Here is a 21,479-nt window from a genome sequence, read left to right on the forward strand (position 1 = left end):
GGAGCCGCCTATGAGCACGCCACGTCATCTGAAACTGGGCGCTATGGTCCACGGTGTCGGTCACGGCTGGGGCGAATGGCGCCATCCGCAGGCGCAACCGAATGCCAGTACGAACTTTGGTTTCTATAAACAACAAACTGAACTGGCCGAAGCGGCCAAGTTCGACTTCGTGTTTATCGCCGACAGCCTGCACATTCACGCCAAATCCAGCCCGCACTACCTCAACCGTTTCGAGCCGCTGACCCTTCTCTCGGCCCTCGCCGCGTTGACCACCCACATCGGCCTGGTCGCCACCGTGACCGTCAGCTACACCGAGCCCTACCAGGTGGCGCGCCAGTTCGCCTCTTTGGACCATATCAGCGGCGGCCGCGCCGGCTGGAACGTGGTCACCTCGTGGCTGAGCGGCACCGCCGACAACTTCGGCAAAGCCGAGCACCCGCCCCACGCCGTGCGCTACCGCATCGCCAAGGAGCACTTGAACGTGGTCAAGGGCCTGTGGGATTCCTGGGAAGACGACGCCTTTGCCTATAACAAGCAGAGCGGCGAATTTTTCACCCCCGACAAGCTGCACGCGCTGAACCACAAGGGCGAGTTTTTCTCGGTCAAAGGCCCGCTGAACATCGCCCGCTCACGCCAGGGCCAGCCGGTGATTTTTCAGGCGGGCACCTCTGAAGATGGGCGCAACTTCGCCGCCGAGCATTCCGATGCGATTTTTGTGCATGTCGAGACGCTCGAAGAAGGCAAGGCTTACTCGGCTGACTTGAAACGCCGTGCCAAGGGTTTTGGCCGTGATGCGGCGAGCCTGTCGATTTTGCCGGGCATTCGCCCGATTGTCGGGCGCGATGCCGCCGAGGTGGAACGCCGTTATCAGCAGGCGGTGGACCTGGTCACCGTCGAAGATGCGATTGTGGCGCTGGGCCGCCCGTTCAACGACCACGACTTCAGCCAATACCCACTGGACGCCCCCTTCCCGGAGCTTGGTGACCTGGGCAGCAACAGCCAGAAAGGCGGTTCCGACCGTATCAAGCAACTGGCCAGGGACGAAGGCCTGACCCTGCGCGAAGTGGCCTTGCGCTTTTCGCGGCCCAAGCGCGATTTTGTCGGCACCCCGGAGCAGGTCGCCGATGCGATTCAAACCTGGTTCGAATCCGGCGCCAGCGATGGTTTCATCATCAACTCGGTACTGCCGGATGGCTTGCAGTACTTCACCGAACTGGTAGTGCCGGTGTTGCAGCAACGCGGGCTGTTTCGCAGCGAATACAGCGGCCAGACCTTGCGCGACAACCTGGGGCTTAAGGTGCCGAGCAATCGGTACAGCGAAGTTGAAGTGCAACAGGAAGCGCTGGCATGAGTGAACCTCTCAACCGATTAGCCAAAGTGGGAGCTGGCTTGCCTGCGATAGCGGTCTCTGGGCCTGCCTTGCGGGTGGCTGATCCACCGCCATCGCAGGCAAGCCAGCTCCCACAAGGGCCGGCGCAATTCGACGCCCTGCTCGAACGCCTCAGTGCCGAGCTGGCCAGCACCGCGCACCTGTATGACGAAAGCGGCGCCTTCCCCCACGCCAACTTCCAGCGCCTGCATGAACATGGCCTGGTCGCCCTCACCGTGCCCAAGGCCCTGGGCGGTGGCGGCGCCAGCCTGGCGCAGGCGCGCAAGGCCATCAGCGCAATTGCCAGGGGCGAGCCGTCTACCGCGCTGATTCTGGTGATGCAGTACCTGCAACACACACGCCTGCAAGACAGCAAAACCTGGCCGCAGCACCTGCGCGTGCAGGTCGCCGAAGACGCCGTGCGCAACGGTGCGTTGATCAACGCCCTGCGCGTCGAACCCGACCTCGGCACCCCGGCCCGTGGCGGGCTGCCGTCAACCACGGCGGTGCGCACCGCCGACGGCTGGCGCGTCAGCGGTCGCAAGATTTACTCCACCGGCAGCCACGGCCTGAGCTGGTTCAGCGTGTGGGCGCGCAGTGATGATGCCGACCCGCTGGTGGGCGCCTGGCTGGTGCCGAAAGACAGCCCCGGCGTGAGCATCATCGACACCTGGGACCACCTGGGCATGCGCGCCACCTGCAGCCACGAAGTGGTGCTCGATAACGTCCTGGTGCCGCTGGACCATGCCGTCAGCGTGAGCCCCTGGAGCGCACCGCAGCCTGAGCTGGATGGCGATGGGTTCCTGTGGATGTCGGTGCTGCTGTCGTCGGTGTACGACGCCGTGGCCCAGGCTGCGCGGGACTGGCTGGTGAACTGGCTGGAGCAGCGCACGCCGTCCAACCTCGGCGCCGCGCTGTCGAGCCTGCCGCGTTTTCAGGAAACCGTCGGCCATATCGACACCCTGCTGTTCGCCAACCGCAGCCTGCTCGATGCCGCCGCCCAGGGCCACACGCCAGCCGCCAATGCGGCGCAGCTTAAATACCTGGTGACCGGCAATGCGATCCGCGCCGTGGAGCTTGCCATCGAAGCCTCGGGCAACCCAGGCCTGTCGCGCCATAGCCCGCTGCAACGGTATTACCGCGACGTGCTGTGCAGCCGCGTGCATACGCCGCAGAACGACGCGGTGCTGCAAGGTGTGGGTAAAGCGGTGTTCGCGCAACGTGCGCAACAATGAATAAGGAACGCTCATGAGTCAGGTGATTATCGCCAGCCAGCTGGACGAAGATTACAACCAGGTATTGCGCGAACGCCTTGCCTCGATCCACCCCCAGGCCCAGGTCATCGGCGTGCCGGCCGGCGTGCCCGGCGACCTGCCGCCCCAGGCCAATATCCTGCTGCTGCGCCCGATCAACGTGCGCGGCTACACCGCGCCCAACACCCCGCCGCCGGGCTGGCCGTATGGCGCGCAGTGGGTGCATCTGGTGTCGTCGGGCATCGACTTCTACCCGCAGTGGCTGTTCAGCGGCCCGCCGGTGACCACCTCACGGGGCAGCGCCGCCGATAACCTTGCCGAGTTCGCCCTGGCGGCGATCTTTGCGGCGGCCAAGCATTTGCCGGCTATTTGGGTGAAGGATGCCCAGTGGACATTCACCGCGTTGCGCCCGCTCAAGGGCAGCACATTGGGCATTCTCGGCTTTGGTGCGATCGGCAAAAGCCTGGCGCAAAAAGCCCTGGCCTTGGGGATCAACGTGATCGCGCTGCGCCAGAGCCAGGCGCCCTTTGAAGTGGACCATGTTGAGGCCGCCAAGGACATCCACGACCTGTTCGCCCGCGCCGACCACCTGGTGCTGGCGGCGCCGCTCACCGAGGCCACGCGGCATATTGTCGACCGTGATGTGCTCGGCAGCGCCAAGCCGGGATTGCACCTGATCAACATTGCACGCGGTGGTTTGCTGGATCAGGAGGCCCTGCTGGAAGCCCTGGATAACGGTCAGATCGGCCTGGCCTCGCTGGATGTGACCGAACCGGAGCCACTGCCGCCGGGGCACCCGTTGTACAGCCATGCACGGGTGCGGTTGTCGCCGCATACCTCGGCGATTTCGACCAACAGCAAGGAGGAGATTGCCGATACGTTCCTGGCGAATCTGGAGCGGTATGTGCAGGGTTCAACGTTGGCCAATCTTGTCGCCCCTTGAATATGAGTGGGAGCTGGCTTGTGTGGGAGCTGGCTTGCCTGCGATAGCATCACCTCGGTGTGTCAGTCACACCAAGGTGATGCTATCGCAGGCAAGCCAGCTCCCACATAAGCCAGTCTTCACAGGGATGAGTGTGAATCAGCAGCCGCTAGCCAGGCGTTCGCGCAAAAACTCCACCAGCGCCTGCACTGGCCGCGAACTTTGCCGGTGCTGTGGATAGACCGCCGAGAGCGTCAGGGCTTCGGGGGCGAAGTCGTCGAGCAGGGTTACCAAACGCCCGTCTTTCAACGCCTCGGCAACAATAAAAGTCGGCAGGTAGGTCACGCCCAACCCGGCGATTGCGGTGTCGCGCAGCAACTCGCCATTGTTCACGCGCATGCGACCACTGACATTGAGCGCCTGCAACTTGCCTTTGAAGCGCCATTGCACTTGGCGGCCATGGCCATAGGGCAGGCAGTCATGATCAACCAGGTCTTCGGGCTTGAGCGGCGTACCCTTGGCGGCGAGGTAATCAGGGCTGGCGCAATACACCCGCTGCACGCTGGCGATGCGCCGAGCGATCAGGGTCGAGTCTTCCAGCGTGCCGATGCGCAAGACCAGGTCGTAGCCCTCGCCGATCAGGTCCACCGGGCGATCACTCAAATCGACTTCCACCGACACCTGCGGGTGGCGTTGCAGGAACTGCGGCAGCAAGCAGCCCAAATGGGCCATGGCAAACGACAACGGTGCGCTGAGCCGGATCGTGCCACGCGGTTCGCTGTTCTGGCCGGCGATGCCCTGCTCTACTTGCTCGACTTCGCTGAGCAGGCGCAAGGCCGATTCGTAGTAGCTCTGGCCGAGCGGTGTGACGTCCAATCGACGGGTGGAGCGATTGAGCAGGCGCACGCCCAGGCGGTCTTCCAGTTGGATCAGGCGGCGGCTGACGAATTGTTTGGACACACCCAATTGCTCGGCCGCGGCGGTGAAGCTGCCGGATTCCATGACCTGGCAGAACAGGCGCATGTCTTCGAAGGGGTTCATTGTCGCTTCTCGGTGGACAGTTGACAGGTTTATAGCCTGTCAGCCGCTACGACACAATCAAATGCAGGAGGGGCTTGCCCCCTCCTACAGGGTTAATCTACCCCTTCAAGCGCCGCTTACTTGGCCGTAAACGCCGAGTAGCTGTTCATCAGGTTACGGTAGTTGGGAATGCGCGGCGACAGCAGGTTAGCCAGGCCTTCCATATCGTTGCGCCAGTCGACTTGCAGTTCACAGGCGACAGAGAACCAGTTCACCAGTTGCGCGCCGGCGGCCGTCATGCGTGCCCAAGCGGCTTGTTGCACGGTTTCGTTGAAGGTGCCCGAGGCGTCGGTCACCACGAACACCTCGAAGCCTTCAGCGAGGGCGCACAGGGTCGGGAACGCGACGCACACATCCGTTACCACCCCGGCAATGATGATCTGCTTGCGGCCGGTGGCCTTCACAGCCTTGACGAACTCTTCGTTGTCCCAGGCATTGATCTGACCAGGCCGGGCGATGTAAGGCGCATCGGGGAACAGTGCCTTGAGTTCCGGAACCAACGGGCCGTTAGGGCCACTTTCAAAACTGGTGGTGAGGATGGTCGGCAGGTTGAAGAACTTGGCCACGTCGGCCAGGGCCAACACGTTGTTCTTGAACTCGTTCGGAGAGAAGTCTTGCACCAGGGAAATCAGGCCGGTCTGGTGATCGACCAGCAATACAACGGCGTCATCTTTGTTCAAGCGCTTGTAAGTCATGGGTGAACTCCTTTGGGTGTTTTTAAAATCAGAAGGCAAAGCACGAGCAACCAAACGCGCCCCAGAAACCCTGGAAATCGCTGACCGGCACGCTGGAAAGCCGCGCTTTTTCATGGCCGTGGGCATGCACGCCGCACGGCCCGCTGCAGTGGTGCACTTGGGCTTGCAACGGTGAACCTGGACGCCAGTGCCCCGGCACCTTGACCACCGGCGACCAGTCCGGCAGTACCGGCACTTGGGGCGGTGCGAAATCTTCGAAGTCGCCGGCGCCGTATACCACCTTGCCGCCGACCACGGTCAGGACCGATTCGATCCATTTGATGGCTTCTTCTTCCACACTGAAGAAGTCCGCCGAGAGTGCCGCCACATCCGCCAACTGGCCGACCTTGATCTGGCCCTTCTTGCCCTGCTCCGAGGAGAACCAGGCGCTGCCGTGGGTGAACAATTCCAGCGCGGTGAGGCGCGGCAGGCCCTCGGCGTGCAGTTCCAGGCCGCCGACGGTGCGGCCGCTGACCATCCAGTACAACGAAGTCCAGGGGTTGTAGCTCGAGACCCGCGTAGCGTCGGTGCCCGCCCCTACCGGCACGCCTTCGGCCAGCATGCGCTTGATCGGCGGCGTGGCTTCGGCGGCCTTGGCGCCGTAGCGCTCGACAAAATATTCGCCCTGGAACGCCATGCGGTCCTGGATCGCGATACCCCCGCCCAGTGCCCGGACGCGCTCAATGTTTTTCGGCGTAATGGTTTCGGCGTGGTCGAAGAACCACGGCAGACCATTGAACGGAATGTCGCGGTTGACCTTCTCGAACACGTCGAGCATGCGCGAGATGGATTCGTCGTACGTGGCGTGCAGCCGGAACGGCCAGCGCTGCTCAACCAAATGGCGCACCACCGGTTCCAGTTCCTGCTCCATGGTCAACGGCAGGTCGGGGCGTGGCTCAAGGAAATCTTCGAAATCCGCCGCCGAAAACACCAGCATCTCGCCTGCGCCGTTGTGGCGCAGGTAATCGTCGCCCTGGTGCAGGGTGACGCTGCCGGTCCAGTGCTTGAAGTCGCTGAGCTCTTCCTTGGGCTTTTGGGTGAACAGGTTGTAGGCGATGCGCACCGTCAGCTGTTGGTCCTTGGCCAGTTGCTCGATCACCGCGTAGTCATCGGGGTAGTTCTGGAAACCACCGCCGGCGTCGATGGCGCTGGTGAGGCCCAGGCGATTAAGTTCACGCATGAACTGGCGGGTCGAATTGACCTGGTATTCGAGCGGCAGTTTCGGGCCCTTGGCCAGGGTTGCATACAAAATCATCGCGTTGGGACGCGCCACCAGCATGCCGGTGGGGTTGCCGTTGCTGTCGCGCACGATCTCGCCGCCCGGCGGGTTCGGCGTGTCCTTGGTGTAACCGGCCACGCGCAGGGCGGCGCGGTTGAGCAAGGCACGGTCATACAGGTGCAGCACGAACACCGGCGTATCCGGCGCGGCCTGGTTCAACTCCTCCAGGGTCGGCATACGCTTTTCGGCGAACTGGAATTCGTTCCAGCCCCCCACCACACGCACCCACTGCGGCGTCGGTGTGCGGTCGGCTTGATCCTTGAGCATGCGCAACGCATCGGCCAGAGAAGGCACGCCTTCCCAGCGCAGTTCAAGGTTGTAGTTCAGCCCGCCACGAATCAGGTGCAAGTGCGAGTCGTTAAGGCCGGGGATCACGGTGCGGCCCTTGAGGTCAATGACCTGGGTGCCGCTGCCGCGCAGGGCCATAGCCTCGCCGTCGGTGCCGACCGCGACAAAGCGGCCCTGGTGGATTGCGACCGCAGTGGCCCGTGGGTTTTCACGGTCCACGGTGTGGAACTGGCCATTGAACAAAATCAGATCGGCGTTCATAGGGTTTCCTTTACAGAGGCTTCAAGCCAGGGAGCGAACAGGCGGGTGGCGGCCGGCATCAGCAGGTACACCACCAGCAACACAATGGTCAGCGTCACCAGAAAAGTGGACACCACATAGTTGGACAGGAACGGGTGCAGGCGCAGGATCGGGCCCCAGATAAACGGCAACAACAGGGTTTGCGGCAGGATCACGCACAGGCTGACCACCGCCTGCTTCCAGCGCGGCGGTTTGGCGGCGCTGTCGGCCAGGGGCGCGAACCAGAATTCGTTGGCTGCACCGATTTCGGTTTTGTCGCCGTCGGCCAGCATCGGCGCCGCTTCAGCGATCAGCGCCTGGCGTTCAGGGGAGTCGAGCCAGCGTTGCAGCGCGTCGGTGGAGCGATAACGCAAGACGCAGGTAAACAGCGCCTGCCCACCCTGCTTGCCGCGCACCACATCCACACCGAGGTGGCCGGGGCGCTCACCGGCGATGCGCACAATGCGCCGCAGCCAGGCCTCGTAATCGCCTTCACGGCCGGCCTTGATCAGGTGTTTGACCACCAGGGTGACGACTTCGTCGGGGCTGGTTTCAGGTGTCGGGTCCATATGGTGTGTTTCCCCCCTGGAGAGTTGAGCGATGGGGGGAGTCTGGCGGGGAACCGGGGGCGGGAATTGGATGTTTGTGCTGTCTCGCCTGGCGCGCTCACGCCATCCGCGCCATATGCTCACCGATGCGCGAGCGCAACCAGCGCTCCGCCGGGTCGTTGTCATGTACGCCGCTCCACACCATCGACAGCTCCGAGGCTTCAATCGCGAACGGAGGGTCCTCGGCGCGCAGCACCGTGCCCTCGGTCAAGGCACAGGCGGCGTAGTCGGGCACTGTCGCGATGATTTGCGTGCCCGCCAAGAGTGCGCGCAAGCCGCTGAATTGCGGCACTGCCAGCACCACCCTGCGCGCCCGGCCGATGCGGGCCAGGTCAAGGTCGATATTGCCGCTCAAGTCCCCCGAAAACGACACCATCGCGTGGGGCCGCGTGCAGTAGTCATCCAGTGTCAACGGCGCCGCGCCGTCGTCGCCGCGCAGTACCTTGCAGGGAATGTCCCGCAGCTTCTTGCGCTTGGCATTCGCCGGCAGTTCGGTGGTGTAGCTGACGCCCACGGAAATCTCGCCACTGGCCAGCAACGAAGACATCAACAGGTAATTGGCGCGGCGCACCACCACGATGATCCCCGGTGCCTCTTCGCGCAGCTGGCTGAGCAACGGCGGGAACAGACCGAACTCGGCATCGTCGGACAGGCCGATACGAAACACTGCGCAACTGGTGGAAGGGTCGAAATCCTTGGCGCGGCTGACTGCGCCTGAAATGGTGTCCATCGCCGGTTGCAGCTCCTTGAGTATGGCCACCGCCCGTGGCGTGGGCTCCATGCCGCGCCCGTTGCGCAACAGCAATGGGTCGTCGAACAAGTCGCGCAGGCGCCCGAGCGCGGCACTCACGGCCGGCTGGCCCATGAAGAGCTTTTCGGCGACCCGGGTCAGGTTCTTCTCGAACATCAGCGCCTCGAAAATCACCAACAGGTTCATGTCGACGCGGCGCAGGTCGTTGCGGTTCATGGCGGTATCCAAACGGTTATCAGGCCGTCAGGTAAGCACGCTGGGCGGATCGCAGATTGCATGCCTGTGCTGTCTTTTTCCGGGCGCGCACCTGGCGAAATTAACAACGATTAACTCGCCAGCCAGACGGCCCGGCGCCAAAAATACAGCGGTCTACACTGCACCCATTCACCGGGATCGCTCCCATCGACTACGGATAATTGTCATGGCCCGACTTGATGACTGTGCCCCCCGCTTTGGCGTCACCGGTGGTTTATGCCCCCGGCGCGAGCGAATTGCCAAGCAGCTGATCCTCGCCAACCTCGGCGAAAGCCTGGCGATTGCCGAGCTGGCGCAAGCCTGTGCGCTGTCGCGCAGCCACTTTTCCCGTGCATTCAAGTGCACCACGGGGCTGTCGCCCCAGGAATGGATTCGCCAACAGCGCATTCAGCGGGCCAAGGAACTGATCACCGGGTCGTCCCTGAGCCTGACCCAGATCAGCCTGGAATGCGGCTTTTGCGACCAGGCGCACTTCTGCCATATGTTCACGCGCAGCGAGGGCGTGAACCCGATGACCTGGCGAAATCACCACATTCGTCAAAAATCACCGGGGGTTGCAGCCTAGTGGTCTGCACCTGCCTGGAATATGCTGGCCGGACTTTTTTTCAGAACAGGGGGCCAGCATGAGTGACCTCAGCGACCAGGCCGTGCATTTCGGTCCCTACCGGGTCCACCCGCGCCAGCGCCTGGTGCTGGAGGCTGGCCGCCCTTTGCGGTTGGGCCGGCCCGCGATGGAAATCTTGCTGATCTTGCTCGAACACGCCGGCAATGTGGTGAGCAAGCAGGAACTGATCACGCGGGTATGGCCCAAAACGGTAGTCGAAGACGGCAACCTGCGTGTGCATGTGGCCGCATTGCGCAAGGCGCTGGGCGATGGTCAGGCCGGGCAGCGCTATATCGTCACCGTCGCCCAGCGCGGTTACAGCTTTGTCGCCCCTCTGAGCATCGAACCGATGACCACAGCCATCGACGGTATTGCCCACAACCAGGGCCATAACCTGCCGCTGCGCCGTACGCGGATGATCGGCCGCCAGGTATTGATCGACACGCTGGTGCAGCAACTGCCGCAGCAACGCTTCATCACCCTGACCGGGGCGGGCGGCATCGGCAAGACCACCGTGGCGCTGCGTGTGGCGGAATTATTGATCGGCCATTACCGCGACGGCATTCGCCTGCTGGATCTGGCGTCGCTCAGCACGCCGTCGATGATCCTGCCCAACCTGGCCGCCCTGCTCGACCTCGCCCCCAGTGAACATGAGCCACTGCTGAGCCTGGCCCGCAACCTGCACGCACGACAGTTGCTGCTGGTGATCGACAATTGCGAACACCTGCTGGACGACATCGCCCTGATCAGCGAAACCCTGCTGCGCCATGTGCCACAGCTGCACATTCTGGCCACCAGCCGCGAAGCCCTGCGCGCCGAGGGAGAGTACGTGCAGCGCCTGGAGCCGCTGGCCTGCCCACCCGCCACCGGCAACCGCGCCCAGGCCCTCGGCTACCCGGCGTTGCAACTGCTGATCGAACGCGCCATGTCGCACCAGGACAGTTTTGAGCTCAGCGAAGCGGAACTGCCCCTGGCGATCGATATCTGCAAGCGCCTGGACGGCATTCCCCTGGCAATCGAATTGGTCGCCACGCAGATCGAGCGTTTCGGCTTGCCGGGCTTGCTGGTGCAAATGGAGGACAACCTGCGCCTGCTTAACCGCGGCCGGTGCAGCGACCTGCCCCGTCAGCAAACCTTGCGCGCCACGCTGGATTGGAGCTTTGACCTGCTCACCGCCTGCGAACAGATTTGCCTGCGCCGCCTCGCGGTGTTTCGCGGCGGGTTCAGCCTGGCGAGCGCGGCGGCGGTAATCGCCGGGGAGCAGATCGTACCGGCCGAAGTGCTGGGCGCGATCAGCCAGCTGGTGGCCAAGTCACTGCTCAACGTCGAGGCCGGCGATGATGAAATGGTCTATCGTCTGCTGGATATCACCCGTAGCTATGCCCTGGAAAAGCTCGCCCTCGCGGCTGAGCTCGACAGCACACGCGAGCGCCATGGGGCGCGCTGTCTGGCGCTGATGGAGCAGGCGCGGGAAGACTGGGAATTCACTGCCACCGAGCTGTGGATCAACCGTTATGCACCGTTGCGCGAGGACATCCGCGCCGCCCTCGACTGGGGCTTGGGCGAACACGGCGCGCACCTGCTGGGCATTCGCCTGACGGTCAGCGCCATGCCCCTATGGCAAGAGTTGTCGCTGCTGCGCGAACATGGGCTGTACGTAGACCAGGCCTTGGCGCTGATGCTGCAATCGGACGCGCCCTGCACGCAGTTGACCATGCAACTGCAACTGGCCCTGGGCAGCCTGTCCTATCACGCCCTGGGGGCAGCGCCGCAGACCATCGCTGCCTTCGTGGCGGCCCGGCGCCTGGCTGAGGCGCTCCAGGACAATGGCGGCCAGTTGCGCGCCATCTCCGGGCACATGGCGGTCAACCTGTGTGCCGGCCACTACCGTGAGGCGCTGCAGCAGAGCATACAGTTCGACCGCCTCGACCCGCGCACCGATCCGCTGCTGGACTTGAGTGCCCAACGCTTACGGGTACTGGCCCAGCATTTCGCGGGCGACCAGGTCCTGGCCCTGCACAATGCCGAACAAGTGCTGCAGCGCATGGCCCACAGCGGCCATCTCAACCGTTTCACCCATGGCTTTGGCGTGCAATACGACCAGAGTGTGGCGTCGCTGACGGTACTGGCGCGCATCCTGTGGCTGCGCGGGTTTCCCGAGCGGGCCGCGCGAACGGCCAACCAGGCGCTGGCGTTGGCGTTGCAGATCAACCACGGCACCTCGATCTGCTACACCCTGGCCCTGGCCGGCGTACCGATTGCCCACTACAACGGTGACAGCGACACGGCGCACTCGCTGCTGGCGCTGTTGCTGGAACACGCACAGAAACATTCGGCGCAGTTGTTCCATACCTGGGCGCGGCACTACGAGGGCACCGCCCCCCCTGAGGCATTGCAAGGCCTGGGGCTGGTTCAGGACATACGGGTGACCTTCAATGCCACGCAGGTAGATGACACAGTATTTGAGCGCGCCAGAAACGGCGCAGCCGGTTGGTGCACGGCCGAGATTTTCAGAGTGCGCGCCGAGGCCCTGCCCGATCTGCGCACGCGCGAATCGCTGCTGCTGGAAGCCTTGGGCATGGCGCACGAACAAGGCGCACTGGCCTGGGAGCTGCGCTGCGCGACCTCACTGGCCCGTCTGTGGCAAAGCCAGGGCCGTGTGCGGGAGGCACGTGAGCTGTTGAGTTCGGTCCATGGGCAATTTACCGAAGGCTTTGCCACCCAGGATCTAGTCCGCGTGCGCAGCCTGCTCGACCAGTTGCAGGACAAACGGCCGGCCTGAAAATGGCCCCAGGTAATGCCCATAGCCCTGCTGCAAACGCGCCACCTGCAACGGGTCACGCAGTTGCGCCAGGGCGTAGCTGCGCACACTGTTGAGCAGGCGATAGCGCCGCGGGCCGGGGCCGGGCTCGACCGCCAGGGCGGACGTCGCGGTCAGCCGTGCCAGCAGATAAGCCAGGTCGGCGTGCGCAAGTTCAGTACCGGCCACCAGTTCGGTCAAGGCCGGCAACGTCACCGCGCTTTTGAACAGCGCCAATTGCAGGAACAGCCAACGCTGCGGCAGGCTCAGGCGTTGATACGTCCAATCCAGCGCGGCCGTCAGCGATTGATGGCGCTCGACCGCCGTGCGTCGGCCCCGCCTCAACACGTGCACGCCCTTGTGTAACTGCTTTTGCAACCCGCGTACTCCCAGGGCTTCAACCTGGGCCGCCGCCAGTTCAAGAGCCAGGGGGATGCCGTCCAGGCGCCGGCAGATATCGCGCAACGGCGCCAGGTCCTGAGACCGCACCACAAATCCCTGCTGACCGGCACGCGCCCGTGCCACGAACAGTTGCAGGGCGGGATACCTCATGGCCTGCTCGACACTGCCCCACTCAGTCGGCGTCGGCAACGCCAGCCGGGGCACGTGTTGCACCCATTCGCCGGGCACCTGCAAGGCTTCGCGGCTGGTCAGCAGAACGCTCACCTGCGGCGCTCTGGCTTGCAGCGTATGCACCAGGTGGCGGCAGGCACCCAGCAACAGATCGGCACCGTCGAGCACCAGCAACAGTTGCCGGGTGGCCAATTGCTCGCACAGCGCATGGGCGCTGTCACAGGGTTGCAGGTGCAGGGTTTCGGTCAGAGAGTCGAGCAACCGGGTCGGCGCCTGTACAGTTGCCAGGTCCAGCCACCACACGCCATCGCGGTAACGCGGCAACACCCGTTCGGCCAGGGCCAGCGCCACGCTGCTCTTGCCGATTCCGGCGCAGCCGGTGACCATCATCAGCCGTTGGTCGCCCAGGCGTCGCACCAGGCTGCCCAGCAGTTCGTCGCGGCCGATCACCGGGCTGAGCCGTGCGGCCAGATTGTGCCGAGGCCGCGGTGCCGGTGACGGCGCCACGCAACAGTAGCCGCGTTGCGGTTCATTGAGGATATAGCGTTGTCCGTCCAGCGCACGACGCAGGGCGGCGATGTGCACGCGCAAATTATTGTCTTCCACCACGCTGTTCGGCCAGACCCGGCCGATCAAGGTGTCCTTGCTGACAAATTGCCCCGGCGCCTCCAACAGTACCGCGAGGATATCCAGCGCACGCCCACCCAATGGCACCGGCAGGCCGGTCTTGCTGACCAGGCGTTGATCGCGATGAAAGGTATAGGGGCCGAAGCTCACCGTGAGTGCATGGTTCATCTGCTGACAGCGCTGGAACACCCGGCCTTGGGCGTCTGCGCCTCCTTTCTAGGGGCCTGGAGCTATCTTGCCAGCTATGCGTGACAGGACAATGCTGGCACAGGGAGCGACACGGACAATCAGGGCAGCCAGACGGACATTCCGGCGTCAACTGAACTGTTGTCGGTACTGCGTGGGGTTAAGGCCGAGTTTTTCACTGAACAGAAAGCGCATATGCCGCACGCTGCCGAAGCCTGCGCGGAAAGCCACGGTCTTGAGCGGCAGGTCAGTGCTTTCCAGCAGGTGCCGGGCACGGTCGATGCGCGCGCCTTGCACAAAGGCCATGGGCGTCATCCCCACTTCTTTAGCGAACAGCCGCGCAAAATGGCGCGCGCTCATGCCCGCCAGCGCAGCCATGGACACGATGCTCAATGGCTGGTCCAACTGCGCCAGCACCTGGTTCTGCACGCGGGTGATCGGGGTTTCCAGCGGCGCGACGGCGGCAGTCATCGGGCTGAACTGCGCCTGACCGCCCTGGCGTTTCATCACCACCAGCAACACCTTGGCGACGTCGACCGCCACCTGTCGGCCGTGGTCCTGGGCGATGATCGACAGCGCCAGGTCGATGCCGGCAGTGACCCCGCCGGAGGTAATCAAGCGGCCATCCTGCAAGTAAATGCGGTCGGTCTCGACGATGGCCTTGGGAAAGCCTTTGATCAGGCGTTCGGTGTAATGCCAGTGCGTGGTGACGCGGTGGCCGTCGAGCAGCCCGGCATGCCCCAGCACAAAGGCGCCAGTGCAGATCGAACCGAAGCGCCGTGCCCGTGGCGCCGCGGCCCCAAGCCAGGGCAGCAACGCCGGATGGCATTCGTTATAAGCGCCAGGCCCGCCGGGCACCAGCAAAAGGTCGTAGGCCTCGTCGGCATGCTCCAGTGGCAGGTCGGCATGCACGTGCACGCCATTGGAGGCGCGCAGCGGGCCGGGCTCAGTGCCGATCGTCAGGATCCGATAATGCTCCGCCGCCGGCAGGTAGCGGTTGGCGATGGAAAATACCTCCAGCGGCCCGGCCATATCGAGCAGCAGGAAGTCTGGAAACAGCACCATGGCCACGGTTTTCATGAAGAGCAAGTCCATCGTAACGGGAGTCGGGACAGCATTATGGCACGCCCGCACTGTCAACTAAAATGAGACATTAATTCAATTTTCAGCTTATTAATGAATCCTTTGAAAACCATTAACCTTCTTCTCAACGCAAGCGCTCTGCATTTCGCAGCCTGCGCTCACTAGAGGACAAGACCATGCTGACCCTTCGCAAAGCCTCGGAACGCGGCGCCGCCAACCACGGTTGGTTGAAGTCGTTCCACACCTTCTCGTTCGCCAACTACTGGGATCCCAAGGAGCAGGGTTTTTCCGACCTGCTGGTGATCAACGATGACCGCGTCGCCGCCGGCAAAGGCTTCGGCCAGCACCCGCACCGCGACATGGAGATTTTCTCCTATGTGCTCGAAGGCGCCCTGGAACACAAGGACACCCTGGGCACCGGCTCGGTGATCCGCCCTGGCGACGTGCAATTGATGAGCGCCGGCAGCGGCGTGGCCCACAGCGAGTTCAACCACAGCCAGAGCCATGGCGTGCACTTTTTGCAGATCTGGATTGTGCCGAATGTGGTCGGCGCCGAACCGCGCTATCAGCAGGAGCACTTCAGCGCGGCGCAGAAACGTGGGCGCTTGCAGTTGATCATCTCGCCGGAAGGCGCGGATGGCTCGCTGAACGTTCGCCAGGATGCACGGGTGTATGCCGGGCTGTTCAACGGCGACGAAGCCGCCACCCTGGACGTGCCGGCGGACCGCCATGTGTACGTGCACGTGGCCCGCGGCAGCGTCGAACTCAATGGCCAACGCTTGCACGAAGGCGACGGCGCACGGCTGCGCAATGAACGGCAGATCCGCCTGAGCCAGGGCGAAGACGCCGAGGTGCTGGTGTTTGACCTGCGCCCTCAGGAACTGCCGCAGATGCCTTGAGCGCCGGCACGATGGCCCGCCAAAACGGGCCATCGCTGGCGTCGATAGTCACCATCAGCGCAATGAAGTTCTCTTAAAAAATCCAACGCGTACCATCAAACCCATACCCGGCAACACCCAACTACAACTCTCGGAGCACACCATCATGAAACGCCAACTCTTGCTTAGCCTCGCTTTCTCGGTACTGGCTGCCAACGCTTTTGCCCACCCGGTTGTCGCTGAAGGCGGCGCGGATCGCCTGCAAGGCAGCCACGTAGCCGAAAATGGTTCTGACCGCCTGCAGGAACGCCGTATAGCCGAAGGCGGTGCTGATCGCTTGCAGGAACGCGGTCTGGCTGAAGGTGGTGCTGATCGCCTGCAGGAACGTGGCCTGGCCGAAGGTGGTGCTGACCGCCTGCAGGAACGTGGCCTGGCTGAAGGCGGTGCTGATCGCCTGCAGGAACGCGGCCTGGCTGAAGGTGGTGCTGATCGCCTGCAGGAACGCGGCCTGGCTGAGGGTGGTTCGGACCGTCTGCAGAGCAACCACGTATAACCCTCGCTGTTGGCGAGGCACCCCAAACCGGCCTGATCAGCCGGTTTTTTTTCGCCTGCGATCTGGCCATGTACCCCACCCAACGTCTGGTTAACGGGCTGTTGTGGCGAGCAGGCTTGCCCTGCGTTGGGGCGCGCAGCGGCCCTGAAACCTGAACACGCGGTTTAACTGAAAAATCGCATTAGCCGCACTGGGGCCGCTTCGCAGCCCAACGCAGGGCAAGCCTGCTCGCCACAACAAGCCCACTCCCCCAACAAACCTACTCACACAATCAAGCCCACTCACCCCACCAATCAGCGCAGGTCGCGGTCCACCCACAACACCGCCTTGCCAATCTGCTGGCGCGCTTCGATGCGCGCGTGTACCTGTTGCACCGTCTCCAGGCGGTAATGGCCCTCGATCTCGACGCTCAACGCCCCTTCCAGCATCGCCGCGAACACCGCATTGGCACGCCGCTGCACGGTCGCCCCGTCGGCCATATGGTCGGCCAGCCGTGGTCGGGTCAAAAACAGCGAGCCCGCCTCGCCCAATTCAATCGGGTCAAGGTCGCTCAGCGAGCCCGACACGTTGCCATAATTGACGACCAAACCCCGTGTGCGGCAAGCGCGGAAACTCTCGCGCAAAGTGCTTTTGCCGACTGAGTCAAACACCACATCCACCCCGCGCCCATCGGTGGCTTGCAGCACCTGATCGGCAAAGCCGTCATAGGTCCAGGCCTGGTGGGCGCCGCGTTGCCGGGCAATCGCGCATTTTTCCGCACTGCTGCCGGTGGTGAACACGGTCGCACCCAACCGCCGCGCCATCTGCACCAGCAACTGGCCGATGCTGCCGGACGCCGCGTGAATCAGGCAGCTGCTGCCGGCCTGCAAGCGCGCCACATCCTCGATCAGATAGTGCGCGGTGCAGCCCTGAAACATCGCGGCTGCGGCCTGATCAAAGCCGATGGCAGTGGGAATCTGCGCGACTTTGGCGGCGGGCACATTGGCATATTCGGCATAAGCGCCCCAGGCAATGCACCAGGCCACCCGGTCGCCCACGGCCAAATGGCTCACGCCGGGGCCGACCTCAACCACCACACCGGCGCCTTCCATACCCAAGGTGCAGGGCAAGCGCACCGGGTAAGTCGCAGACGCGGCGTATTTGCCCTGGCGCGTATGAATATCCATGAAATTAATCCCGGCGCAGGCCACCTTGACCAGCACATGCCCGGCCGTGACCTGGGGCTTGGCCACATCATGGCGCAGTTGGGCAACGTCGGGGCCGCCGTAGGTTTGCAGGGTAATGGCTTTCATCGGGGAACAACTCCGTTTGCACTGGGAAGCGGCCATGGTAAAAAGGTTTTTTCGGTTGGAATATTCCCCAATCCCTCCCAGCCTCTGTGCGGAAATAACCCGATGTTCGATTGGCAGGATCTCTACTACTTCACCGTGCTGGCCCGCACCCAGTCACTGTCGGCGGCCGCCCGCGAGTTGCAGGTGGAGCACGCCACCGTCGGGCGCCGGGTCGATGCGCTGGAAAAAGCCCTGGGCGTAAAACTGGTAGACCGCCTGCCCCGCAGCCGCCCGCTCACGGCGCAAGGCCTGGCCTTGGCGCAAGTAGCGGCGGGCATGGGCGATATGGCCACGCAGGTGGTGCGTTTGTCGCGTGTTGCCTCCATCGAACTGGCCGGCACTGTGCGCGTCAGTTGCCCGCCGTCCATCGCCAACCATTGCATTGCGCCCCAGCTTGCGCGGTTGCGCAGCCAGTATCCGCAGTTAAACCTGGTGCTGATGCCGTCCACCCAATTGGCCGCGCTGGACAAAGGCGAAGCCGACATCGCCTTGCGCACCCTGCGCCCCGACGAAGACGCCCTGGTGCGGCGCAAGGTCGGCGTGGTGCGCTTCGGCTTGTACGCCGCGCCCGCGCTCGAACACTTGCCGGCAGCGCAATGGACCTTCATCGCCTACGACGCCAGCCGCGATCACCTGCCCCAGCAAGCGTGGCTGCATCAACTGCGCGGCCCACGCCCCATCGTGTTTGCCGCCAGCGAGTTGATCACCCAGCAAATGGCCGCCCGCGCGCAGGTCGGCGCAGTGGTGCTGCCCACCTTGGTGGGCGATGCCGACCCACTTTTAACGCGGTTGCCCACGCCCAGCGACGGCCCGGTGCGTGATATCTGGCTGACGGTCTACCCGGACATGCGCCGCTCACCGTCGGTGAAAGTGGTGATGGAATTTCTGGTGGAATGCATTGAAGCGCAGGCGCAGCTACGTCGCTGATTCAGGCCGTGGCGAGGAATTTCTTGCGATACGCCGCCGGCAGCATCCCCACGCGCTGCTGGAACAGGCGGCGAAACGAATTACTGTCTTCATACCCCACCGCATAGGTGATGCTTTCGAGGGTCATGCGCGTGGACTCCAGCATCTGCTTGGCCCGTTCCAGGCGCAGGGTTTGCACATAGCCCACGGGCGTATAGCCAGTCGCCTCCTTGAAACGCCGCTTGAAATTGCGCACACCAAAGCCAAAGCGCCGCGCCACGTCGTCAATCACCAACGCCTGGGCAAAGTGCTGCTCCAGCCAATGCTGCACCCGCAGGATCTCGCCGTCGCCGTGGTTCTTGGGCAACGACCACAGGGCGTACACCGACTGCTCGGTACGCACGCCGTCGATCAGCAGGTATTTGCCACAGGTATGCGCAAGCTCTGGTGAACCGAAGCGGCGGATCAGGTGCAGCATCAGGTCCATCGCCGCGCTGGCGCCACCGCTGGTGATCACGCGGTTTTCTTCACACAGGATCTGCGCGTCCTCCAGGGTCACGTCGGGGTAACGGCGCCGGAACAGCTCGGCAAACGCCCAGTGGGTGGTAGCGCGCAAGCCTTGCAACAGGCCGCTTTCGGCCAGCAAAAAAGCTGCGGTGCACATCGATGCCAACACCGCGCCCTGGGCATATTGCTCGCGCAACCACGGGCCGTAGGCAGGAAAGGTGGGCAACGCCTGCTTGAGGGTAAACAGGAAACCGGGGATCAGGATCAGGTCGGTGCGGCGCACCTGCGCCGCCGCGCACGCCACCTGCATGCACTGCCCGCTCCAAGTGGTGACGGGCTGGCCGTCCAGGGAGACCACCACCACCTCAAAGGGTGGGCTGTCGGCAAACAGATTGGCGGCGCTGAGCATTTCCAGGACGAGGGTGGCGTTGGCGGCAGAACAATCATCGGCCAGGAGCAAGGTAATGTGCATAAAAAGCCTGTTTGCGTTTTTCGCATGTAATAAGTCATTTGCGCACCTACCTTAGCCGATTCCGGCTCCGTACAGTGCGGCTTCTGATCAACTGCCTGGCACGTGTATGAATCTCTGGTTTCGATTGCTGTTTATGTTGTTCCGTCGCCCCTGGCGCAAGCCCGTGCAGGCGTTGGACACCACGGTGGTGCGCATGCGCGTGTGGCCGCTGGACCTTGACCTCAACCGGCACGTCACCAATGGCCGGTATTTCACCCTGGCAGACGTTGCGCGGATGGATTTCGTGCTGCGTACCGGCGCTTTTCGCGTGGCCCTGCGCAACAAGGCAATGCCCATCGTGGGCGACACCTGGGGCAAGTTCCGCCGCGAGCTGAAGCTGTTTGAAGTGTTCGAGGTACACACCCGCATGCTCGGCTGGGACCACAAATGGAGCCTGATGGAGCACCGTTTTGTCAGCCGGGGCCGAGTGGTGGGCGTGGTGGTGATGCGCGGTCTGTTTCGTTCAGCCAAAGGCACCTTGCCTCCGGCCGACTTTGTTCGCGAACTCGGCTTGGCCGAAACGTCACCGCCCATGCCGCAGTGGCTGAGTGACTGGGCAAACAGTTGTGATGAGATGAGCGTGCAGTTGCGGGCGCAGGAGCAGGTTTAAGCGCACCTAGGCCTTGGATGCGAGTTTCTTCAGGTTGGCTTCGGCGTCATCCCTGGCCAGATAAAGGAAGCTTTTGCCTTCCTGGACCTTGAACAACACCTTCATGCCGACCAACTTCTCCAGGTCCTTACGCGCGGTATTTTCCGAAACGTCATAGTCATGGGTGATCTCCTTGGGCGTGAAGGTACGCCCTGGGTATTGCAGCACCTTTTTAAGGAAATGCCCCTGCCGATAATTGAGTGCATCTTTCAATTCAAGCGTATCCAGCCAGCCCATCAGCTCGGTGGCTTCTTTCCTTTTGGCCTCGAAATACGTCATGAACGCGTGCATTGCACGTTCAATGACGCGCAGTTGGTAAATCACGAAATAGGTCAGGTCGAAGGCGTCGGTTTCCGTGTAGACATAGGAACGCCCATATTGCATTGGCGCCTCTTTAAGCAGCGTGCTGATAGAAATATATTCAAACGGCCAGTAACCACTTTTGAGCATGAACCAATAAAACAAAGCGCGTGCGGTGCGCCCGTTCCCGTCCCTGAACGGATGCTCATAGCCCAGCATGAAATGCAGGATGATGGCTTTCACCACTGGGTGGATAAAGTGCCTGCCCTCCTGCCCATCATGCCGCTCATTGGCAAACCGGCAGAGCGCTTCAAGCCTGGCTGGCAGCAAGGCGGCCTTGGGCGGCTGATGCACAATGTCATTGCCCGCACCGCCGACAAACACATCGTCTTCGTCCCTGATGGCCCCCGGATGAACATGCGCCTCATCAATGCCCGCCGTGGCAATGCCATGAAACTCGCAGATCAACCCGAGCGACAGACTTTCGTCCTTGTTGTATTTGGCATGCTTCATCAGTTGATAGTTGTTCAGGATCATCCGCTCATCATCATCTTGAGGCGGCCGTTCCTTGGCCAACATGTCCTTGGCGATTTTACGGGTCGTCGCGGCGCCTTCCAGTTGGGCGCTGGAGATAGCTTCCTCCATCATCAAGGCGTCAACCAGGTAGCGGGTGTTATCCCGGTATTGAGGAGACGACGCCGCCGCCCCGCCCAACCTGGACGTCACCGACTCCACGGCGTGAACGACCGCATCACAGAAGTCCGTGGTGCACACAAAAAAAGGGCTGCCACACTCGCTGCGCAGTTCGAGGGTCTTGCTTGCGCAGGCCCGCGACATTTTGATCGCGGCCCAAGCAGCGTCTTTATTGATGCCCGGCGCGGGATATCGACGAAATTCATCCCAGTGCAAGTATCGACCTTTGCCGTCGACCGCTTTGTAGACGCGCGCCAGCTCGAAAACCTCCAGGCCATATTGCTTTAACAAGTCGGCGAATTCGGTTGGCTTATGGGTTCTCGCCATGGCTGAAACTCAATTTTCTAAAATTGAGTTGATCCTTGCGCGTTGGAGTTGCCGGTGTCAAGGACTATGCAGTCAGACTGTGGCGGTGCGGGACGCGGAGCGCCCCAAGCGGCATTCCCACGCAGAGCGTGGG

Annotated in this window: 19 protein-coding genes; 8 read left to right on the plus strand and 11 right to left on the minus strand. The window is 62.9% G+C overall.

The features are described 5' to 3' along the window. Positions 1-10 precede the first annotated feature (10 nt). The 3 genes from AOA59_RS18520 to AOA59_RS18530 are packed head-to-tail and all read left to right on the plus strand — an operon-like array spanning position 11 to position 3,565. Positions 11-1,351, plus strand: coding sequence for an LLM class flavin-dependent oxidoreductase (locus tag AOA59_RS18520; protein ID WP_099488648.1), 1,341 nt, complete (start codon positions 11-13; stop codon positions 1,349-1,351). Beyond that, on the plus strand, positions 1,348-2,604 hold the full coding sequence (locus AOA59_RS18525) for an acyl-CoA dehydrogenase family protein (RefSeq protein ID WP_256593065.1): 1,257 nt from the start codon (positions 1,348-1,350) through the stop codon (positions 2,602-2,604). The genes AOA59_RS18520 and AOA59_RS18525 overlap by 4 nt, the downstream gene beginning before the upstream one ends. Positions 2,605-2,617: 13 nt before the next feature. Continuing rightward, the gene (locus AOA59_RS18530) at positions 2,618-3,565 is read left to right on the plus strand and encodes a D-isomer specific 2-hydroxyacid dehydrogenase family protein (protein ID WP_099488650.1); all 948 of its coding nucleotides are present in this window, start codon (positions 2,618-2,620) and stop codon (positions 3,563-3,565) included. A gap of 138 nt (positions 3,566-3,703) precedes the next feature. On the opposite strand, the gene AOA59_RS18535 is transcribed toward AOA59_RS18530, so the two are convergent. The 5 genes from AOA59_RS18535 to AOA59_RS18555 all read right to left on the minus strand — a co-directional run bounded on the left by AOA59_RS18535 (position 3,704) and on the right by AOA59_RS18555 (position 8,779). Continuing rightward, positions 3,704-4,585: a LysR family transcriptional regulator gene (locus tag AOA59_RS18535; RefSeq protein WP_099488651.1), complete on the minus strand. Its 882-nt coding sequence runs from the start codon at positions 4,583-4,585 to the stop codon at positions 3,704-3,706. A 116-nt stretch (positions 4,586-4,701) separates the two neighbouring features. Continuing rightward, positions 4,702-5,319, minus strand: coding sequence for an isochorismate family cysteine hydrolase YcaC (ycaC, locus tag AOA59_RS18540; protein ID WP_005787666.1), 618 nt, complete (start codon positions 5,317-5,319; stop codon positions 4,702-4,704). 28 nt (positions 5,320-5,347) lie between these two features. Then, positions 5,348-7,186, minus strand: a complete 1,839-nt coding sequence (locus tag AOA59_RS18545) for an amidohydrolase (RefSeq protein ID WP_099488652.1) — start codon at positions 7,184-7,186, stop codon at positions 5,348-5,350. Continuing rightward, positions 7,183-7,773, minus strand: coding sequence for an antibiotic biosynthesis monooxygenase (locus AOA59_RS18550; RefSeq protein ID WP_069785860.1), 591 nt, complete (start codon positions 7,771-7,773; stop codon positions 7,183-7,185). The genes AOA59_RS18545 and AOA59_RS18550 overlap by 4 nt, the downstream gene beginning before the upstream one ends. A 97-nt stretch (positions 7,774-7,870) precedes the next feature. Next, positions 7,871-8,779: a LysR substrate-binding domain-containing protein gene (locus tag AOA59_RS18555; protein ID WP_056857896.1), complete on the minus strand. Its 909-nt coding sequence runs from the start codon at positions 8,777-8,779 to the stop codon at positions 7,871-7,873. Positions 8,780-8,984: 205 nt separating this feature from the next. Between AOA59_RS18555 and AOA59_RS18560 the strand changes: the two genes are divergently transcribed. Both AOA59_RS18560 and AOA59_RS18565 read left to right on the plus strand, forming a co-directional pair. Beyond that, positions 8,985-9,383 (plus strand): helix-turn-helix domain-containing protein, encoded by a 399-nt coding sequence (locus tag AOA59_RS18560; protein WP_056857897.1) that lies wholly within the window; start codon positions 8,985-8,987, stop codon positions 9,381-9,383. Positions 9,384-9,441: 58 nt separating this feature from the next. Then, positions 9,442-12,204 (plus strand): winged helix-turn-helix domain-containing protein, encoded by a 2,763-nt coding sequence (locus AOA59_RS18565; protein WP_099488653.1) that lies wholly within the window; start codon positions 9,442-9,444, stop codon positions 12,202-12,204. On the opposite strand, the gene AOA59_RS18570 is transcribed toward AOA59_RS18565, so the two are convergent. Together AOA59_RS18570 and AOA59_RS18575 are read right to left on the minus strand one after the other, a co-directional pair. Next, a complete protein-coding gene (locus AOA59_RS18570) occupies positions 12,151-13,590 on the minus strand; it encodes a helix-turn-helix transcriptional regulator (RefSeq protein WP_256593066.1) in 1,440 nt (479 codons plus the stop codon). The two genes, AOA59_RS18565 and AOA59_RS18570, sit on opposite strands and share 54 nt — an antisense overlap. Positions 13,591-13,737: 147 nt before the next feature. Then, a complete protein-coding gene (locus AOA59_RS18575; protein WP_099488655.1) occupies positions 13,738-14,688 on the minus strand; it encodes a GlxA family transcriptional regulator in 951 nt (316 codons plus the stop codon). Positions 14,689-14,867: 179 nt separating this feature from the next. Between AOA59_RS18575 and AOA59_RS18580 the strand changes: the two genes are divergently transcribed. Further along, on the plus strand, positions 14,868-15,590 hold the full coding sequence (locus tag AOA59_RS18580; RefSeq protein WP_099488656.1) for a pirin family protein: 723 nt from the start codon (positions 14,868-14,870) through the stop codon (positions 15,588-15,590). A gap of 121 nt (positions 15,591-15,711) precedes the next feature. On the opposite strand, the gene AOA59_RS32425 is transcribed toward AOA59_RS18580, so the two are convergent. Further along, on the minus strand, positions 15,712-16,116 hold the full coding sequence (locus AOA59_RS32425) for a hypothetical protein (RefSeq protein ID WP_158235255.1): 405 nt from the start codon (positions 16,114-16,116) through the stop codon (positions 15,712-15,714). Positions 16,117-16,415: 299 nt separating this feature from the next. Further along, on the minus strand, positions 16,416-17,414 hold the full coding sequence (locus tag AOA59_RS18590; RefSeq protein WP_099488657.1) for a quinone oxidoreductase: 999 nt from the start codon (positions 17,412-17,414) through the stop codon (positions 16,416-16,418). Between the two features lie 102 nt (positions 17,415-17,516). Here AOA59_RS18590 and AOA59_RS18595 point away from each other — a divergent pair, with 102 nt between their 5' ends. Next, the gene (locus tag AOA59_RS18595; RefSeq protein ID WP_099488658.1) at positions 17,517-18,380 is read left to right on the plus strand and encodes a LysR family transcriptional regulator; all 864 of its coding nucleotides are present in this window, start codon (positions 17,517-17,519) and stop codon (positions 18,378-18,380) included. Position 18,381: 1 nt separating this feature from the next. On the opposite strand, the gene AOA59_RS18600 is transcribed toward AOA59_RS18595, so the two are convergent. After that, entirely contained in the window at positions 18,382-19,338 is a 957-nt protein-coding gene (locus tag AOA59_RS18600) for a GlxA family transcriptional regulator (RefSeq protein ID WP_017137745.1), read from the minus strand. 106 nt (positions 19,339-19,444) lie between these two features. Between AOA59_RS18600 and AOA59_RS18605 the strand changes: the two genes are divergently transcribed. Then, a complete protein-coding gene (locus AOA59_RS18605; RefSeq protein WP_099488659.1) occupies positions 19,445-19,987 on the plus strand; it encodes an acyl-CoA thioesterase in 543 nt (180 codons plus the stop codon). Positions 19,988-19,993: 6 nt separating this feature from the next. Here AOA59_RS18605 and AOA59_RS18610 read toward each other — a convergent pair whose 3' ends face one another. Continuing rightward, a complete protein-coding gene (locus AOA59_RS18610; RefSeq protein WP_099488660.1) occupies positions 19,994-21,346 on the minus strand; it encodes a Fic family protein in 1,353 nt (450 codons plus the stop codon). Between the last annotated feature and the right edge of the window lie 133 nt (positions 21,347-21,479).

It is taken from the genome of Pseudomonas sp. 2822-15, assembly GCF_002742515.1.
Classification (GTDB): domain Bacteria; phylum Pseudomonadota; class Gammaproteobacteria; order Pseudomonadales; family Pseudomonadaceae; genus Aquipseudomonas; species Aquipseudomonas salomonii.

Excerpts from the sequence above, each read along its gene's own strand:
- AOA59_RS18560 (WP_056857897.1), top strand. The coding sequence starts at position 8,985 with ATGGCCCGACTTGATGACTGTGCCCCCCGCTTTGGCGTCACCGGTGGT.
- AOA59_RS18570 (WP_256593066.1), bottom strand. The coding sequence starts at position 13,590 with ATGAACCATGCACTCACGGTGAGCTTCGGCCCCTATACCTTTCATCGC.
- ycaC (WP_005787666.1), bottom strand. The coding sequence starts at position 5,319 with ATGACTTACAAGCGCTTGAACAAAGATGACGCCGTTGTATTGCTGGTC.
- AOA59_RS18610 (WP_099488660.1), bottom strand. The coding sequence starts at position 21,346 with ATGGCGAGAACCCATAAGCCAACCGAATTCGCCGACTTGTTAAAGCAA.
- AOA59_RS18520 (WP_099488648.1), top strand. The coding sequence starts at position 11 with ATGAGCACGCCACGTCATCTGAAACTGGGCGCTATGGTCCACGGTGTC.
- AOA59_RS18545 (WP_099488652.1), bottom strand. The coding sequence starts at position 7,186 with ATGAACGCCGATCTGATTTTGTTCAATGGCCAGTTCCACACCGTGGAC.
- AOA59_RS18580 (WP_099488656.1), top strand. The coding sequence starts at position 14,868 with ATGCTGACCCTTCGCAAAGCCTCGGAACGCGGCGCCGCCAACCACGGT.
- AOA59_RS18535 (WP_099488651.1), bottom strand. The coding sequence starts at position 4,585 with ATGAACCCCTTCGAAGACATGCGCCTGTTCTGCCAGGTCATGGAATCC.
- AOA59_RS18575 (WP_099488655.1), bottom strand. The coding sequence starts at position 14,688 with ATGAAAACCGTGGCCATGGTGCTGTTTCCAGACTTCCTGCTGCTCGAT.
- AOA59_RS18605 (WP_099488659.1), top strand. The coding sequence starts at position 19,445 with ATGAATCTCTGGTTTCGATTGCTGTTTATGTTGTTCCGTCGCCCCTGG.
- AOA59_RS18590 (WP_099488657.1), bottom strand. The coding sequence starts at position 17,414 with ATGAAAGCCATTACCCTGCAAACCTACGGCGGCCCCGACGTTGCCCAA.
- AOA59_RS18600 (WP_017137745.1), bottom strand. The coding sequence starts at position 19,338 with ATGCACATTACCTTGCTCCTGGCCGATGATTGTTCTGCCGCCAACGCC.
- AOA59_RS18550 (WP_069785860.1), bottom strand. The coding sequence starts at position 7,773 with ATGGACCCGACACCTGAAACCAGCCCCGACGAAGTCGTCACCCTGGTG.
- AOA59_RS18595 (WP_099488658.1), top strand. The coding sequence starts at position 17,517 with ATGTTCGATTGGCAGGATCTCTACTACTTCACCGTGCTGGCCCGCACC.
- AOA59_RS18555 (WP_056857896.1), bottom strand. The coding sequence starts at position 8,779 with ATGAACCGCAACGACCTGCGCCGCGTCGACATGAACCTGTTGGTGATT.
- AOA59_RS18565 (WP_099488653.1), top strand. The coding sequence starts at position 9,442 with ATGAGTGACCTCAGCGACCAGGCCGTGCATTTCGGTCCCTACCGGGTC.
- AOA59_RS18525 (WP_256593065.1), top strand. The coding sequence starts at position 1,348 with ATGAGTGAACCTCTCAACCGATTAGCCAAAGTGGGAGCTGGCTTGCCT.
- AOA59_RS18530 (WP_099488650.1), top strand. The coding sequence starts at position 2,618 with ATGAGTCAGGTGATTATCGCCAGCCAGCTGGACGAAGATTACAACCAG.